The 18,285-nt window shown below is 26.3% G+C and carries 19 protein-coding genes; 16 read left to right on the top strand and 3 right to left on the bottom strand.

Features of this window, described 5'->3' with window-relative positions:
• Nucleotides 1-4: 4 nt before the first annotated feature.
• Nucleotides 5-694, bottom strand: coding sequence for a helix-turn-helix domain-containing protein (locus tag BN2920_RS10620; RefSeq protein ID WP_242868360.1), 690 nt, complete (start codon nt 692-694; stop codon nt 5-7).
• Between the two features lie 197 nt (nt 695-891).
• Here BN2920_RS10620 and BN2920_RS10625 point away from each other — a divergent pair, with 197 nt between their 5' ends.
• From BN2920_RS10625 to BN2920_RS10685, 13 genes are all read left to right on the top strand, one after another.
• Nucleotides 892-2,112 (top strand): sugar ABC transporter substrate-binding protein, encoded by a 1,221-nt coding sequence (locus BN2920_RS10625; protein ID WP_058294982.1) that lies wholly within the window; start codon nt 892-894, stop codon nt 2,110-2,112.
• 26 nt (nt 2,113-2,138) lie between these two features.
• On the top strand, nt 2,139-3,080 hold the full coding sequence (locus BN2920_RS10630; RefSeq protein ID WP_058294983.1) for a carbohydrate ABC transporter permease: 942 nt from the start codon (nt 2,139-2,141) through the stop codon (nt 3,078-3,080).
• Nucleotides 3,080-3,982, top strand: coding sequence for a sugar ABC transporter permease (locus BN2920_RS10635; protein ID WP_058294984.1), 903 nt, complete (start codon nt 3,080-3,082; stop codon nt 3,980-3,982). Before BN2920_RS10630 ends, BN2920_RS10635 begins: the two co-directional genes overlap by 1 nt.
• 26 nt (nt 3,983-4,008) lie before the next feature.
• Entirely contained in the window at nt 4,009-5,739 is a 1,731-nt protein-coding gene (locus tag BN2920_RS10640; RefSeq protein WP_058294985.1) for a glycoside hydrolase family 13 protein, read from the top strand.
• 189 nt (nt 5,740-5,928) lie between these two features.
• Nucleotides 5,929-6,462 (top strand): hypothetical protein, encoded by a 534-nt coding sequence (locus BN2920_RS10645; RefSeq protein WP_058294986.1) that lies wholly within the window; start codon nt 5,929-5,931, stop codon nt 6,460-6,462.
• A 15-nt stretch (nt 6,463-6,477) separates the two neighbouring features.
• A complete protein-coding gene (locus BN2920_RS10650) occupies nt 6,478-6,876 on the top strand; it encodes a GntR family transcriptional regulator (RefSeq protein ID WP_058294987.1) in 399 nt (132 codons plus the stop codon).
• Nucleotides 6,860-7,753: an ABC transporter ATP-binding protein gene (locus tag BN2920_RS10655; protein WP_058294988.1), complete on the top strand. Its 894-nt coding sequence runs from the start codon at nt 6,860-6,862 to the stop codon at nt 7,751-7,753. Before BN2920_RS10650 ends, BN2920_RS10655 begins: the two co-directional genes overlap by 17 nt.
• Entirely contained in the window at nt 7,737-8,798 is a 1,062-nt protein-coding gene (locus BN2920_RS10660; RefSeq protein WP_058294989.1) for a hypothetical protein, read from the top strand. The genes BN2920_RS10655 and BN2920_RS10660 overlap by 17 nt, the downstream gene beginning before the upstream one ends.
• Nucleotides 8,799-9,059: 261 nt before the next feature.
• On the top strand, nt 9,060-9,587 hold the full coding sequence (locus tag BN2920_RS10665; protein ID WP_058294990.1) for an ECF transporter S component: 528 nt from the start codon (nt 9,060-9,062) through the stop codon (nt 9,585-9,587).
• A 106-nt stretch (nt 9,588-9,693) separates the two neighbouring features.
• Nucleotides 9,694-9,975, top strand: coding sequence for a hypothetical protein (locus BN2920_RS10670; RefSeq protein ID WP_058294991.1), 282 nt, complete (start codon nt 9,694-9,696; stop codon nt 9,973-9,975).
• Nucleotides 9,976-10,183: 208 nt separating this feature from the next.
• On the top strand, nt 10,184-10,900 hold the full coding sequence (locus tag BN2920_RS10675) for a pseudouridine synthase (RefSeq protein ID WP_058294992.1): 717 nt from the start codon (nt 10,184-10,186) through the stop codon (nt 10,898-10,900).
• A gap of 194 nt (nt 10,901-11,094) precedes the next feature.
• Nucleotides 11,095-11,991: a MurR/RpiR family transcriptional regulator gene (locus BN2920_RS10680; RefSeq protein WP_058294993.1), complete on the top strand. Its 897-nt coding sequence runs from the start codon at nt 11,095-11,097 to the stop codon at nt 11,989-11,991.
• A 68-nt stretch (nt 11,992-12,059) separates the two neighbouring features.
• A complete protein-coding gene (locus BN2920_RS10685) occupies nt 12,060-13,382 on the top strand; it encodes a CCA tRNA nucleotidyltransferase (RefSeq protein ID WP_058294994.1) in 1,323 nt (440 codons plus the stop codon).
• A gap of 84 nt (nt 13,383-13,466) precedes the next feature.
• Here BN2920_RS10685 and BN2920_RS21750 read toward each other — a convergent pair whose 3' ends face one another.
• Nucleotides 13,467-13,610, bottom strand: coding sequence for a hypothetical protein (locus BN2920_RS21750; protein WP_172437799.1), 144 nt, complete (start codon nt 13,608-13,610; stop codon nt 13,467-13,469).
• A gap of 139 nt (nt 13,611-13,749) precedes the next feature.
• On the opposite strand from BN2920_RS21750, the gene BN2920_RS10690 reads away from it, so the two are divergent.
• Nucleotides 13,750-15,789: a penicillin-binding transpeptidase domain-containing protein gene (locus BN2920_RS10690; RefSeq protein ID WP_058294995.1), complete on the top strand. Its 2,040-nt coding sequence runs from the start codon at nt 13,750-13,752 to the stop codon at nt 15,787-15,789.
• 83 nt (nt 15,790-15,872) lie between these two features.
• Complete coding sequence (locus BN2920_RS10695; RefSeq protein ID WP_058294996.1) at nt 15,873-16,142, top strand: late competence development ComFB family protein; 270 nt, start codon at nt 15,873-15,875, stop codon at nt 16,140-16,142.
• Between the two features lie 165 nt (nt 16,143-16,307).
• Here BN2920_RS10695 and BN2920_RS10700 read toward each other — a convergent pair whose 3' ends face one another.
• Entirely contained in the window at nt 16,308-16,865 is a 558-nt protein-coding gene (locus BN2920_RS10700) for an NUDIX hydrolase (RefSeq protein WP_058294997.1), read from the bottom strand.
• 267 nt (nt 16,866-17,132) lie between these two features.
• Here BN2920_RS10700 and BN2920_RS10705 point away from each other — a divergent pair, with 267 nt between their 5' ends.
• The gene (locus BN2920_RS10705) at nt 17,133-18,260 is read left to right on the top strand and encodes a DUF6348 family protein (protein WP_058294998.1); all 1,128 of its coding nucleotides are present in this window, start codon (nt 17,133-17,135) and stop codon (nt 18,258-18,260) included.
• Nucleotides 18,261-18,285 lie beyond the last annotated feature (25 nt).

The raw sequence follows: 18,285 nt of genomic DNA on the forward strand, positions 1-18,285 counted from the left end.
ATTATTATGCTTTATCCTTTTTCATATAATTATTTCTATATTCTATAGGCGTACAACCTACTATGTCTTTAAATATTTTAGAAAAATTACACTGATCACAGAAGCTTAATGTAGTTGAAATTTCAAGAATTGATTTATCAGTGCTTTTAATCAGAGTTTTAGCTCTATTAATTTTAATTTTTTTGTAATACTTCATTATTGATATTCCCATATTTTTTTTAAAGCAGTTTGACATATAACTTATTGAAAGGTTTAATTCAGAAGCTAGATCTTCTAAATTCAGATGATCTTCAAGATGTATATATAAAAAAGCAATGATTTTATTAGTAACCAAATTATTTGTTATTTCTACTGAGTTGATTAAAATATCCAAATAAACATTAGCCATTTCAAGTTCGATTTTTTGCATATCAGATAAAGTAGAAAGAGTTTGAATTAAGCGATAATATTTATTATATAAAGTATGAATAAATTGTTTAGTAGAGCCATTTTTTATTATTTCTCTAATAAAGACAACGTTCCAAATAAGTAAATCATTTCTTTTATTATTTATAGGAAAGTATTTTTCCATTAATTCTTTTTTGTGCTTTTTTTCAATTATATATATTATAGAATTTCTATCTTTTTGTTCTAATAAAAAAGTGATTTCATTGCTGAAAAAATCGCTATCTGAATCATAAGCATCATACATCATACACGCCTCCATAAATAAATATTTATTTTAATTATACAACAAAATATAGAAAATACAGTGAAAATGAACAAAAAATAAAAGAAATAAACAAAAAGACATATTAGCAATTGATATAATAAGATTGTAAAGGTTGCAACCGTTTACTAGAATTTTATGATAAATATACAGAGAAATATATAGAATGTGGAGGAATGGTTATGAGTAAAAAAATAAAAATTTTATCTTCAGTTTTAGCTGGATTCATAAGTTTATCTTTATTAAATGGATGCTCAGGACATAGTAGTAATGGTGCTGCCTCAAAGGATGATGAGATTATTGTGTGGTCATATTTAATGGATAATGAAGTTGTAGAAATAGATAAATTAGCTCAAAAATGGGCACAAGAAAATAATAAGAGTGTTAAAGTAATTAAAGATAATTCGGATTTTCAAACATTTTTACAAGCGGCTAATTCATCAAAAGGTCCAGATTTAATATTTGGTTCAACACATAATAATTTAGGAACTTTTCATGAGGCAGGATTACTTGAAGAAGTACCAGATGATTTTGTAAATAAAGATGATTATGTAAATTCAAATGTATGGGATGCTGTATCATACGATGGAAAAGCATACGCTGTACCTCTAGCAATGGAAACTTATGCTTTATTCTACAATAAAGATAAATTTTCTAAGGTTCCAGATACAATAGAAGAACTTGTTAAAGAAGCAAAAGCGTATGGTCCATCAGGCTTTCAGTTTTCAATGAATGAATATTATTATGTAGCAGCGTTTTTACAATCATATGGAGGCTATATTTTTGGCGAAAAAAATAATAGTCTTGATGTTAATGATATAGGAATTGCAAATGATAGTGCAATAAAGGCATATAGTTTTCTTCAGAATCTAGTACAAAAAGATAAATTAATGCCAGCCGATATTACAGCAGACATAGCAAATAGTAATTTCAAATCTAGAAATTGTATCTTTTATATAGGCGGTCCATGGGATGTAAATGGCTTTAAGGAAGCAGGTGTGAATTTTGGAGTGGTTCCAATTCCTAAAATAAATAATACAGATGCAAAGACATTTCTTGGTGTACAAGCAGCTTTTGTCAGTAGTAAATCTGAAAAGAAAGATGATGCATGGGCACTATTAAAATATTTAAAAGATAATTCAGCGGAAAAGTTATATGAAGTAGGAAATAGGTTACCTGTTTTAAAAAGTGAACTTGAAAAAGATAAGATAAAAAATAATGAATATAGTCAGGGATTTATAAAACAAGCAGAAAGTGCAATTCCAATGCCAAATGTTCCAGAAATAGAATGTGTTTGGGAACCAGTAAAAAATATGACTAGAATATATAGCGGAGAAGATGTTAAGACAGTTGCAAAAGATATGGAACAAAGTCTAAAAGATGGAATAAAAATGAGCAAGTAGATAAAGATTTAGGTAAGGTGAAATAAATGATTAAGAAAAGAAGTAGTATTGAAAGTTATAAATATTTATCACCAGAATTAGTAAGCATATTCATATTAAGTATTTTACCAATAGTATATACAGTGTTCATAGCATTTACAGATTATAATTTGAAAAATCAAAATTTTGGTTATGGCACAGAAAAAGGATGGCATATTGTAGGATTATATCAGTTTAAACAGGTATTAACAGGACCGTTAAAAGATCAGTTTTTCCCATTGCTATCATGGACATTTATATTTACTATTATTTCAACATTTGGAGCATTTTTTATAGGATTAATTTTTGCCATGATACTTAGAGATAAAAATATGAAAGAATCATTTATCTATAAAGGTCTTTTAGTAATACCATGGGCTCTTCCAGGTGCAATAACAATAATATCATTTAAGGGATTACTTAATAGTCAATATGGAGCAATAAATACAATCTTATCACAGTTACATTTAATTAATGAACCTATTATGTGGCTTACAACTCCAACTGCTGCAAGAATTGCTGTAATAATAGTTAATCTATGGCTTGGCTTTCCATATATGATGAATGTATGTACTGGAGCGTTATCTGCGATACCAGAAACATATTATGAAGCAGCTAAACTTGATGGTGCAAGTAAATTTCAGCAGTTTATAAAAATAACTCTTCCATCAATAAGCAAAGTATCATATCCATTATTGATATCAAATTTTGCATTTAATTTTAACAATTTTAATTCTGCATATCTTTTGACAGAAGGAGGACCTTCAAAAGCAGGATCATCATTTGCAGGTTGGACTGATATAATTGGATCTGCAGCTTATAAGATGTCTATAAATAATGGAAACCTTGCACTTGGTGCAGCTATGTCAATATTATTATTTATAATAATAGGTTCTATATCTTTGATTAATATGAAAATGTCAGGTTACTTTAAGGAGGTGAATGATTGATGGAAGTAAACATTAATATAACATATGAAAGTGAAAATAAATCTCAAAAAATAAAATATAAAAGAAAATTGAGTAAAAGAGAAAGAATTGAATTATGGATAAAAAGAATATTTTTGATTGCAGCAGTTATAGTTGTTATTTTCCCTGTTTTTGCAATAATATCAGCATCACTTTCAACTGGAACAAGCTTTATGCAGAAAAATATTATACCTGATTCAATAACTTTTGAGAATTATGCAAAAGCATTAAGTGAAAATGTTGGATTCGTAAAGTGGATGAGAAATACGACTTTTGTAGCAATAGTTGTTGCTTTATTTCAATTGGTATTAACACTTCCATCAGCATTTGCATTTTCAAAGTTTAAATTTAAAGGGAGAAACAAGTTGCTTATAGTATTGCTTATTCTTCAGATGTTTCCAGGATCAATGACTGTACCAGCAATACTATCTGTAGCATATAAAATTCCATTTGGAATGGATAATCTTTTGTTTTTATCATTAATTTTATGTGCAGGAAGTGCTTATAATATATGGCTTATGAAAGGTTTTATGGATGGAATACCTATAGAACTTGAGGAAGCAGCTAGAATTGATGGCGCAACTACTTGGCAGACTTTTATGAAAATAATATTACCTTTATCTAAATCAATGGCAGTTGTAATATTCTTTTTTGCATTTATTGCTGTATATGGAGAATTTGTATTTTCATCTGCACTTATTAAAGATAAAGATTTAACAATGCTTGTAGTAGGTCTTAAATCATTTACTAATGGAGGAAGTTTAACTGACTGGCCAATGTATTCCGCATGTTCAATAATGGTATCAGTACCACTTGCAATAATATTTGTTGTAATACAAAAATTTATTTCAGAAGGATTGGTAGCAGGATCAGTAAAAGAATAAATTAACTAAAATTTGGAGGATAAAAAGTGAACAAGCATGCAATATATCATATATTAGATACACCATATTCTTATGCGAAAAATTTAAATACTTTATCAGTTATATTACGAGTTGCAAAAGATGATATAAGTACATGTAGAGTACATTATAAAACGCGATATGATTGGGAAAATCCATTTGATGTTAAAGAAATGGAAATAGTAGATACTAATGAATTATTTGATTACTTTAAAGCAGAGATATCTGTTGAAAGAAATAGATATAGATATTTTTTTGAGATAATTGATAAAAAAGGTCAAAAAGAATTCATGGATGAAAGAGGATTTAAAACAGAAATTGAAGAAAGACCAGAGGCAGCAGCATTTCAATATCCTTATATAGCAGAAGCAGATACTTATGAAGAGGTAAAATGGCTTCAAGAGTCAATTGTATATCAGATATTTGTGGAACGCTTTTGCAATGGAGATGAAAAAAATGACCCAGATAATTGTTTGAAATGGGGAAGTGAAGTAAGTGTAGCATCAAAATTTGGTGGGGATATTCAAGGAATAATTAATAAACTTGATTATCTTAAAGAGTTAGGAATAAATTTAATTTATCTTACTCCAATATTTAAAGCATCATCAAATCATAAATATAATACAAGTGATTATTATGAAATTGACCCACAGTTCGGAACACTTAAAAAAGTAAAAGAGCTAGTGAATAAATGTCATGAACTTAATATAAAGATAGTTTTTGACGCTGTGTTTAATCATTCAGGTGCTGACTTCTTTGCGTTTCAGGATGTGTTAAAAAATCAACAAGAATCTAAGTATGTTGACTGGTATTTTATTGATAGCTTTCCTGTTGAATATGAGAAAAGTAATTATTATACTTTTGCAGATAATGTTAAAACAATGCCTAAGTTTAATACTAACAATAGCGAAGTAAAAGAATATTTATTAAAAGTTGCAGAGTACTGGATAAATGAAATCGGAATTGATGGATGGAGACTGGATGTATGTGATGAGGTAGATCATAGTTTTTGGAGAGAATTTAAAAAGAGAGTAAAAAATAAGAAAAAAGATGCTATTATAGTTGGAGAAATAATGCATGAATCAACTTCATTTTTAAAAGGTGATCAGTTAGATGGAATAATGAATTATCCTTTTAAAGGCGCATTGGTAGATTTCTTTGGTAAAAGAAGTATAACAGCTGAAGAGTTTGATAATATTTTAGCAAAAAATAGAGTTATATATATGGATTGCATAAATAAGCAATTATGGAATTTAATTGGGAGCCATGATACACAAAGATTTTTAACAGAATCTAGTAATTATCTTGAAAGAATGAAACTTGCAATAGTTTTTCAATTTACTTATATTGGAGTCCCATATATATATTATGGAGACGAAATAGGATTAGATGGTGGTGAAGAACCACAGTCAAGAAAATGTATGATTTGGGAAAAAGAAAGACAAAATTCAGATTTATTAAATTTCTATAAAATGTTGATTGATATTAGAAAAGAAAATATTACATTAAGTTATGGAAGTTATAGAACTATATATTGTCATGAAAATGTTATTGTTTTTGAAAGAGAATATAAAAATGAAAAAATAATTGTTCTAATTAATAATAACTACGAAGCAAAGAATATTAATATTAACATGAATATTAAGATGAAGAATATTATTGATTCTAAAGAACAATATATAAAAAGTGATTTAAAGTTAGCTCCTATGGATTTTAAAATTTTAAAAGTAATTAAATAGTATTTTAAAAAAGGGCTGTTGCACATTTAATAAATAAGTTGTGAAAAAACACTTATTTATGTTGTGCAGCAGTTCTTTTATGTGCTTAATAATTTTACACATAATATATTGACAATAAAATATTAGGGCTGTATAGTATTAAGTGTACTAATTAATATAGTACACTTAATACACGTTTGGAGGATATATATGAAAAAAGGAAAAATAGCAATAGGAGTTGTGGGATTATTATTAATTACAATTTTGCTTGGAACAAGCTCAGGGAATATTTATTTAAAAAAGAAACATTTTAATACTACAAATGAACTTCTTTACAATCTAGAAACAAACAAATTACAAAGTTATAATAAGCAAGGAGTGAAATATGAGACGGACAGCTCTAAAGAATGTATGTCTAAAAGAAAGAGACTAACATACTCAGATTTCTATCCTTCTAAGATAGAAATAAAGGATATTATTGATCTTGATGAAAAATCAAAGAAAGCTATATTACATGATTACTATAGATTTACAGAAAACTATTTAGTTAGCAATAGAAAAATTAATTTAATTGAGCCAATAAGATTAAAGGCGAAAGTTTATTATGATAGTGGAGCTTCATATGAAGATGGCAAATATATAGAATCATATTCGGAAGAAAATAGTGTAATAACATTAGTAGCCATTGATGAAGGTGAAGGTTTCGTAATCGACTATATTGTTTCTGAAGAAGAAATACAATAAGAAGAGGATGAATATATGATAAAAGTAGATCCTAGGAGTAGCACTCCAATTTATGAACAAATAGAGCTTGGCATTAAAGAGCTTATAATGAAAGGCGCATTAAAGCAGGGAGAAAAGCTTCCATCAGTAAGAGAACTTGCTTCAATGTTAACAATTAATCCTAATACTATAAGCAAAGCTTATGGTGAATTAGAAAGAGAAGGCATAATAGAAACATTGAGAGGTAAAGGAACTTTTGTAAGTGAAAATATAGAGGGAAAGGTTGATGAAAGAAGAATGGAAGAAATTTCAGGAAGCTTAAAAAAAATTATTCTTGAAGCAAGTTATAGTGGAATTACTAAAGAGGATTTTATTGATTTGACCTTAAAAATATTTTCACAATTAGGAGTTGATAATAATGATAAAAGTAAATAACTTGTCATTTGAAATAGATGAAAATAAAATTTTAAATGATATAAATTTAAACATAAAAGAAGGAAAAATATTTGGAATTATTGGTCCAAATGGAGTTGGAAAAACAACCTTACTTAGATGTTTAAGTGGAATATATAGTACTACAAATGGTGAAGTGCTATATGATAATGAATCTGTATATGATAATCCAAAAGTAAAAAGTAAAATTGGATATGTAGCAGATGAAAATATAATGCCTTCAGGATTTAAAGTAGAAGAAATAATTAAATATAATAAATTAGCATACGAAAGTTTTGATGAAAAAAGATTCAATGAATTAAACGAGATATTTAAAATTCCAAGAAAACAATACATCTTTCAATTATCTAAAGGTATGAAAATGAGACTCTCACTTATGATAGCACTTTCTATTAAAGCAAAATATTTAATTTTAGATGAACCAACATCTGGGTTAGATGCAATACTTAAAAAGAAATTAATAAACATCTTGTTAGATGAAGTATTTGAAAATAATACTACTGTAATCATAAGTTCTCATCATTTAAATGAACTAGAACAAATATGTGATGAAGTAGCTATTTTAGAAAATGGAATTATATCATATGAAAATTCAATAGAAAATATGAAAAATAAAATAAAAAAGATACAGGTAGCATTTAAAGAAGATATTGATGAAAAAGAATTAAATTTAAAAGGAACATTTAAAATAGAGAGAATAGGAAGAGTATTTACAATCATAACAGATGAATATGATGAAGAATTTATAAATAAACTAAATATGCTAAATCCATTGTTTGTAGAGCAAATTGATTTGAGTTTAGAAGATGTATTTATTTATAAGTTAGATAAGGAGGAGACAGATGAAAAAGTACTTTAATAAAGCTTTGATGTATCAGTGGTTTAATTCTACCAAGATAGCTATATTAATTGGAATATTAACGTGGGGATTTCTTTCAAATGAATTAATAAACTCTGGGATTTCTGATGTAAAGAGCATGATAGCATATAATGCTACAAATAGTTTTTACACATTTAGGATAGAACAGTATTTCCCACTGGGAGTAATATTTATAGCAATATATTTTATTGGACATGGTATAAATAAAAGAAATAATGATATGTTTTTATATAATGGACCATATACTAAAAAGCAATTAAGGATTAATCATCTTATATGTTTACTAATAACATTAATTTTATTTATAATGACATATGTCTATATAGCAATAATGGCTTATATAAGAAATATAGAATTAATGAGTATAGTTGATGGTTATTTTAATGTTATGGCATTTGAATTTCTAAAAGTTATTATATTAGGGACTATAGGAATATTATTTTTAATTATATGTGATTTATTATTTTCTAATATTGCAGCTTCAATTATAGGAATAGTATTTGTGTTGCCTATATCATGTATTGCTATAATAAATAAAATAAGCTTTATTATTAGTTATTTTGGGGTAAGAAAGGAGATTAGCATTATGGGAATAATAGATAGAAGTATTTATGGTAATGGATCATATATTTTGGCAAATCCTATTCTTAGAAGCATCTCTATTAGGAATATAAATTTAAAATATTTGTGTGTGGAAATTTTAACAATGTTAATTGTAATAGGGATAATGTTAATTATATTTAATATAAGCAGCAAAAATTATAAGCTAGAAAATAGTACAAAATTATTTACATCAAAAAAAGCAGAAAAATTTATTCTTATAATGCTATCAATTAGTGTGGGAATAGTTTTAGAGAGCTTAATAGCTAATTCAATTTTAAACAATATTTTATATATAAGAAATAATGGAATCTTATTTGGAAAAGATCTGATTTTTACTATGGGTGCAGAAATTATAACTATAGGAATATTAACGTTTATAATACTTCACATATGTAAAAGAGTTGTTAAGAAAATTTCTTAGAATTTTAATATAGAAAATTTAGTCAGTATATAGATTAATAGACATACAAAGAAATATATTGTATAATTTGTGATATGAGAAATGAATGGACTTTCTTTTTTAAGATGTCTGTTCATTTTTTATATTAAAGTTGTATAGGCAGTTACTGTACTTGGTGGACAACTACAGTATTTATTGTAAGTTACTCCAATTGACTCGTATATACTATGAAGATATATAATGAAAATGAACAATAATTTGGGGATGGAGGAAAGGATTTTAATGAAAGAGATACCGGCTGAAAGAATAATATTTAATATAGTACTTATAGTTTTTGGCATTGTATTGTCAATGATGATCAATGTGTTTAAAGGATTATATGGTATTATATTACCGATACATATACCAGTAATAATAGCAGGATTATTATTAGGACCAATCAGTGGAATTAGTGTTGCAGTTTTTACACCTATTTTAAGTAATATATTTTGTGGGTTTCCACATATTGAGGAATTATTTTTCATTATTTTTGAATTATTTTGTTATGGATGTATTGCTGGCTTTTTGAAAAATAAAAATATAAATACATATATTATTTTAATAATTTTATTCATATTAGCGAGAGTAATTTATTTTGGTGGGATGTGGTTTTTAGGGAATATTATAAATGTAGGTGATATTTCAATAAAAAGTATAATTAAAATAATAATAGAACAGATTCCAGGAATGATTCTACAAATTATAGTAATTCCTCCATTGCTAAAAAAGGTGAAGAGTGGTTTAGAAGAACTATATGGAGTTATCAGTTAATTTTTAAATAATATTATCCTATTCTATTTTATTTAAAATCACAATGAACAATTATCATTAGATTTGAATAAAATATATTAAACTAAAGAATAGGAGATGGTGAACAATGTCAAAGAGATCTAAAGATTGTTGTTGCTGCTGTAATAAATGTACTAGCTGTTGTTGTCAGCCTTCATGTTGCTGCAGTAATAATTGTTGCAGTAATAATTGCGGCTGTGGTAATAATGGTGGATTTGGTAACAATTTTGGCTGTGGAAATGGATTCGGCGGCGGACTTGGCTTCGGCGGAGGATGGTGGATTTGGATTTTATTAATCTTCTTCCTTGGCTTCGGTGGAGGCTGTGGCGGATTTGGTGGATTTGGAGGCTGTCCTGGAGTATTCTTCTAGTAAAACCAATAAATCTTACTGTAAAACAATAATTTAGACTAATTTTGTTTAAAGATGATAGAGGCGCTTAATAGAGCGTCTCTATTAATTTATGTCGAATATTATTTAAAGATATGTCATTGATTAATATTGATTGTTTAAGTATAATCAAAAATGGCTATATTAGAGTGTAATAACACAAATGTGTTTTAAATGGAGTGATAAAGTAATGGAAGAAAGACTACAGAAATATATGGCAAGTTGTGGAGTAGCATCAAGAAGAAAGTGTGAAGAATTAATACTTGCTGGAAAAGTAAAAGTTAATGGAATTTTAGTAAATGAATTAGGAACAAAAGTTAATCCAGAAAAAGATGTTATTGAATATTATGGAAAAATAATAAGCAAAGAAGAAAAGAAAGTATATATAATGCTAAATAAACCAGAAGGATATATATGTTCTGTTAAGGATGAAAAGGATAGAAAAACAGTGCTAGATTTAGTTAAAGTTAAAGAAAGAGTATATCCAATAGGAAGACTTGACTATGATAGTTCTGGATTGATTCTCTTAACTAATGATGGGGAAGTGTATAATAAGATAATACACCCAAGAAAAGAAATAATAAAAAAATATATTGTTATAGTCAAGAACAAAATTAATGAAAAAGATGTAAGAGCATTTAAAGAAGGAATTGATATTGGTGGATATATAACAGCACCAGCAACCCTTAAAACTATAAGCTATGACGAAGAAAAGAATATATCTACTATTGAGGTAAGTATACATGAAGGTAAGAATAGGCAAATAAGAAGAATGTGTTCAGCATTAAATCATGATGTATTATCTCTAAAAAGAGTATCTATTGGAGAAATAAAGCTTGCTTATTTAAAAAGAGGAGAATATAGGGAATTAACTGATGAAGAAATTGAATATATAAATTCCTTATAACCATATAAATTATTTCTTAATTTAAAAAGTTAGTAAGTTTTTATTAAAATTTCTTAAAGATGAATGGATTAAGTTATAATCCTGCAAAGTTTTAATATTATATTTAAAAAATAAGTTATTAGATTGAATATTTTAATAAATGATGATAGAATTAAGATAATATAATTCAATTTTAAAAAACAGGAAGGCTAAAAATGGATGAATTAAATAATGAAAATAGCAAAGATTTAATGAGATTAATTCAGGGGAAATTTATACGCTTAAGTAAAGGGCAGAAGCTTATAGCAGAATACATATTAAAAAACTATGATAAAGCAGCTTTTATGACAGCAGCAAAACTTGGAGTGTCAGTTGGAGTGTCAGAATCTACTGTTGTAAGATTTGCTAATGAGCTTGGATTTTCAGGGTATCCAAAGCTTCAAAAAGCGCTTCAGGAGTTAATAAAAAACAAACTTACTACAGTTCAGAGATTAGAGCTTAGAAATGATTATTTTTCTGATGGTGATGCTTTAAAGGGAGTTCTTAAAGCTGATATGGAAAATATAAGAGCAACATTAGAAAAAATAAATGAGAATGTTTTTGAGGATGTTGTAAAGAGTATATTTGAGGCAAAAAGAATATATATAATAGGTCTTAGAAGTTCAACTGCATTATCAGAATTTTTAGGATTTTACTTAAATATAATTCTTCAAAATGTAAAAGTAGTAAGCTATGGAATTTCAGATGTATTTGAACAAATGATAAATGTTTCAGAAGGAGATTTGGTAATAGGAATAGGCTTCCCAAGATATGCAGCAAAAACTATAGATGCATTAGCATTTTCTCAAGACAGAGGTGCTAAAGTAGTGGCTCTTACTGATAGTTTACTATCACCACTTGCAACTAAAGCAGATTATACATTGATAGCTCAAAGTAATATGGCATCATTTGTTGATTCACTAGTGGCTCCTTTATCAGTTATAAATGCTTTAATAATTGCTGTTGGAATGAGAGAAAAAGAGAATATATCTAATGTATTTGCTGGATTAGAAGAAATATGGCAAAATTATAATGTATATTCGTATAACAATAGAAATGTTGCAGACGACTAATGTAGAAGCAGTGCTTAATGCACTGCTATTTTAATATATTAGGTTGATATTAAAGGTAGGTGGAACGTTTGGATATAAAAATACAAAAGGATGTTAAATATATATTAAACCGATTAATAAAAAATAATTTTGAGGCCTATATTGTAGGTGGCTGTGTAAGAGATATTATTTTAAATAAAGAGCCAAAAGATTATGATATAACAACAAGTGCAAAGCCGGAAGAAGTTATTAAGTTGTTTGATAAGGTTATTTTAACAGGTATTAAACATGGGACAGTGACAGTAGTTTTAAATAATGAAAATTATGAAGTAACAACTTTTAGAATAGACGGTGAATATAAAGATCAAAGGCATCCAAAGGAAGTGAAATTTGTAACGAGCTTAAGAGAAGATTTGAGCAGAAGAGATTTCACAGTAAATGCTATGGCATACAATGATATAGATGGATTCAAAGATTATTTTAATGGTTTAAATGATCTAAAAAATAAAATAATAAAAACAGTTGGTAATCCAGAAAAACGGTTTTTAGAAGATGCATTAAGAATGCTAAGAGCAATACGTTTTTCTGCACAACTAAATTTTGAAATTGAAGAAGAGACTTTAAATGCTATAAAAAAGCTAAAAGACAATATTATAAAGATATCAAAAGAGAGAATTAGAGAAGAATTCAATAAAATAATTATTTATAATCCAAGAAAAATTGATCTTTTAAGAGAATGTGGACTTTTGGAATTTATAATAAAAGAAATGAGAAAGGCATATGGCTTTAATCAAAATAATATGTATCATGTTTATGATTTATATATGCATACAATTATTTGTATGGAAAATATCGATGCTAAATTACATTTAAGACTTGCTATGTTGTTGCATGATTTGGGAAAATTAGAAACAAAAACTACAGATGAAAATGGAATTTCACATTTTTATGGGCATGTGGAATGTTCGATAGAAATTGCAAAGAAAGTACTTAAAGGATTGAAGTATGATAATGTGACTATAGAAAATGTTCTGATTTTAATAAAATATCACGATTATCCTTTAAATGATAAGATAACAGTAAAACGTCTTCTTAATAAAATCGGAGAAGAACTTTTATATGATCTGCTAAAAGTTAAAAAAGCAGATATTTTAGGTAAGAATTCATTATATAAAGAGACTCAATTAAAAAATTTATTAGACATAGAAAAATGCTTAAATAATATAATTGAAAATAAAGAATGCTTTAATATTAAACAATTAAAAATAAGTGGGAATGAATTAATAAAAGTTGGTTTAAAAGGAAAAGAAATTGGAGAAATGCTCAATTATCTTCTTGATATGGTTATGGAAGATAAAGCAATTAATAATACAGAAGAACTCATAAAATTTGCAAAAGAAAAAATTAATTAGTTCATAATATAGAAATATCCAAGGTGCTTTTTGTATATAAAAGTACCTTGGTCTATTTTTTTAAGCTTTATTATATGTATAATTCTAAAAATGAGGATCTATTTCGTTTCTTTGAATTCTTTTTAAATCTTTTAGTCTTAAATGTGTTTTTTCCATTATAGTATCAAAAGATTCACCATCTATAATCATTTGTTTTGCTTGCTCATGAAGATTTTTCTCATCTTTCATAATTTGAACCTCCTTATAAATAATAATCATTATTTAGTTTATGAGGCTGACAATATTATATTCATAAAATCTTATATTGTTTAATAAAAAAATAAAATGTATAATTAATGTAAATATATGGAAAAGAAGAGGACGATTGATGAGAAAATCTAAAAAATTAATAACAATAATAGCTACAGGTATTATTTTATTTATATGGATAGTTTTAATAAGTAGATATGTTTATACTGAAAACAACAAACCAAAGGAAACATTATTAAATTATATAGAATGTTTAAATAATAAAGAATATGAGAATATGTACAATATGATATCAGTTCAAAGTAAAGCTGAATTTGATAAAGAGACATTCATTTCAAGAAATAAAAATATTTATGAAGGCATTCATGCAAAAGATATTAAGATAAATATTGAAGAGATAATTAAAAAAAATGATATGGTAACTATAAAGTATGAAAATATAATGGATACAATATGTGGAAAAATGAAGTTTGAAAATAGTGTAGAGTTAAATAAAGAATATGATAAAGGCTATGTGATAAATTGGAATTCTAATTGCATTTTCCCAGAATTGAATGATTCCGATAAATTAATGGTGGATACTCTTAGAGCAAAAAGAGGAGATATTTTAGATAGAAATAATGAAAAATTAGCTACAGATGGATATATACTTAATGTAGGAATTGTGCCTGGAGAAATTAAAAAAAATAATAAAAATTCAATAAATGAAATTGCAAGTATATTAGAAATGGATCATGATTATATACAAAATAAACTTAATCAGTCATATGTAAAGGATGATATGTTTATACCAGTTAAACTAATCAGTAAAGATGATAAAAGAGCTCAATTATTATCAAAAATAAAAGGAGTTATGATCAAAGAAGAAGAGGGAAGAATATATCCATATGGAATGAAATGTGCTCATTTAACAGGATATGTTCAAAACATAAGCAGTGAAGAATTAGAAAATAACAACGATAATGGGTATGATTCAAATTCGGAGATAGGAAAAAGTGGACTTGAAAAAATATATGAAGAAAAACTTCATGGGATTAATGGATATGATATATATATAGAAACAAAGGATCATATAAAGAAGAAATCTCTATCATATACGCCACAAATTAATGGAAAAGATTTAAAACTAACTATTGATATTAAATTACAAGAAACTATGTATGAAGAACTTATACAAGATAATGGAGCATCAGTTATATTAAATCCAGCTAATGGAGAGGTTTTAGCACTGGTAAGTACTCCAAGTTATGATCCAAATGATTTTATATTAGGTTTATCTAAGGAAAAATGGGATACTATAAATTCGGATAAAAATAAACCATTATTTAATAGATTTCAAGCTACATTTGCGCCAGGATCATGCTTTAAACCATTTACTGCGCTTATAGGTTTAGATACTAAAAAACTAGATTCAAATAAAGATAGAAGTATCAAGGGAATATCATGGCAAAAAGATAGTAGTTGGGGAAATTATTATATAACAAGAGTAAAGGAATATGAGGGAAAAAATAATCTTTTAAATGCACTTATATATTCTGATAATATATATTTTGGACAAATTGCGTTAGAAATAGGAAAAGATGATTTTAAGAAAAGATTAAATGAATTTGGAATAGGAGAAAAAATAAAATTTGAATATCCATTATTTAATTCACAAATATCATCAAATAATGAATTTAATACAGAAGTCCAATTAGCTGATAGTGGATATGGTCAGGGAGAAATATTAATGAATCCTGTACAACTTGCTTCAATGTATACCTTATTCTACAATGATGGAAATATATTAAATCCATGTTTAATTTATAATGACAATAATAAAGGAGCAATATGGAAAAAGAATGTTACTTCAAAAGAAAATGCACATATGGTATTAAATGATTTAGTTCAAGTTGTTGAAAATATAAATGGGACAGGACATGAAGTATACACAAAAGGTAAAAAAATAGCAGGCAAGACAGGAACAGCAGAAATAAAAAATTCTCAAAAGGATAATATGGGAACAGAATTAGGGTGGTTTATAGGTATGACAGTTAATGACGATAAAAATAACAATATAATAGTATTAACTATGATTGAAGATGTTAAAGAAAAGGGATCAAGTCATTATGTTGTCCCGAAGGCTCGAAAAGTTCTTAATATGGTAGAAAATAATTAAAAATAAAAAGTGTTTTGCATAAAGTAATTTATATTGTATAATATTTATAGGATAATAGAAAATGAAGGGGAAATAGATAAAAAATGGAAGAAGTCACTAATTATATGGAAAACTGGGTAAGAGATTGTATGGAAGAACTTTTGAAAAAAGATAACGGCTGTAGATGTGAAAAGTGCAAAAGAGATATTTTTGCATTATCTTTAAATAATTTAAAGCCATATTATGTAGCTACTGAAAAAGGAAGAGTTATGGCGAAGCTAGCTAATTCTGAAAATCAGTTTGAAACTGATATAATAATTCAGGTAACAAAGGCGATCAATAAAGTTCGTGAAAACCCTAGTCATAATTTTTAGTAATCGAAAGCTAAACAATAAAATATCATTTGATTTTGATAATTTTAAAGGTAAAGAGATAGGAAAGATGTATGGTATTTTAAGAAATTGATTATTCTTTAATAAAGTAATTAAAGAATAAATAAGGGTATCGATAAGTATAAACGATATCCTTATTTATTTTGACTAAAAGAACTTAAGTTTTTCATTAAATTTGCAATAAAGCTTTACCATATCAGGCTCGTTAGAATACTCATGTATTTTATCTATTGGAATCCATTTAACACCGCTATTTTCATCAGCTTTTATGAATAATTCATCACGTTCATCAGCCTCAAGTAAATACGCTACAGATAAATGTAAATGAGCAGAAACATATTTATTATTTTTTATATGACCAATTACTGGCAATACATCTAGAGAAAATATATTTTTAGAAAGTGGTTTTATATTTTGAATTCCTGTTTCCTCTTTTGCTTCTTTAATGGCAACATAAAGTAGATCAGAATCATTATCAGCGTGTCCACCAGTCCAAGACCATGTTTTATAAATATTATGATGCACCATAAGAACTTTGTTTTTAGATTCATTTATTATATATCCAGAGCTTGTTATATGTGCAAGTACATTTTCTCTGCTAAGCAAATTATCATAAATATCTAAACACTGCAATATAAGTCTTTTATCTGTTTCTTCTTGTTCGTTATATGGAATGTAATTTTTTATATCATTTATCCATTGCATATTGTTTCCTCCAATTTTCATACTGTTAAGTAATGAAATATATTTTATCATATTTACAAGAAGAAGTATATTTTCTTATATGGATTAAAATAGTATGTTTTTTTATTTAATTTATCAATAATGTATAAACTTAACGAAAGTAATTAAATTATAAGGTATTATTTTTAACTATATAAAATATTTTCCATTTAGTATAATATATTCATATAGAAAAAATACAATGATAACCTTAAGCAAATGAAAGAGAAAAGAAATAGGAGGAGCTTTATGAACAATAAATTAACAAATGAACAAATAGTATTAGAATCATTACAAAAAGTGGTTAATAACGGTGAAATTCTTGATAATAAATTATTTATAAAAGAAATTGATTTAATAGTAACAACTGAAATTGTAAGTATTAAGACTGAAAAGGATTTTGTGATGGCAGAGTTGATTTTTTCAATTAATAATGGAGAATTTAATGATGTGTTTATAGAGTCTACAGCAGGAATTGGTAAAAGTGAAGAAGAGGCATTAAAACAATGTTCAGTTAATTTTGCATTAAGCTGTCTTTTAACATTTATTGATAGTATGAATAACAGATATTCTGAAACTTTTGAAACACATTTTTTTGAAAGTAAGAAGTGGAATTTAACTAAAAGTGATCTACAGTGTATGGGGGATAGCATAAAAACAAACATAACAGATTTCTGGGAAATATTTGGAGGAAAATTAAAAAAGAGATTAGGAAATAAGAAATATAATTGGGTGAAGATATTTATTTGTAAAACATCCGATAATAATTATATATGTGAATGTAGAATTAATGGAACTTTAAATTTAGAAATCACAAATGACCTAAGAAATCTTGCAGAATCTATTGATTTTTCTGGAAATTTTATATCATTAAAACAGTTCTTTATAATAAAACAAAGTGATGAAACTTATAAAAAGGTGCCTTATAGTAAAGATGATATAATTAATTTTTCTAATAAAGCAATAGAGATAATTGCAAATTGTGATAGCAAAGAAAAATTTGATAATATTCTAAAAGACATAAGTAAAATAACAAATGATGAAAATCTTGCTTTTGAATTGAAAATTTTTATTCCAGAAATACTATGTGAATTGATTTTTTCAGAAGGAAAATATATTGATAAAATTATGTTCATAAATAATGATAGAAATATAGAGGTATATAAAAATCAATTTACAAGTTACTATAATATTTATGAAAGCGTATCTGAAAATTTATATAATAGAAAAATAACAAAAGAAAGTATAAAAAAAATAATATGTTTAAGTGCTACTTATGATGCTATAGAAAAAGTGTTAAAAGAAAATAAGCAATTAAGCAATTTTAGAGCAATAGGAGTAGGTATGAGAATTAGTGATAAGTATAGGCCTTTTTAAATAATACTATATAATCACATAACAT

Source organism: Clostridium neonatale (genome assembly GCF_001458595.1).
GTDB classification, from domain to species: Bacteria; Bacillota; Clostridia; order Clostridiales; family Clostridiaceae; genus Clostridium; species Clostridium neonatale.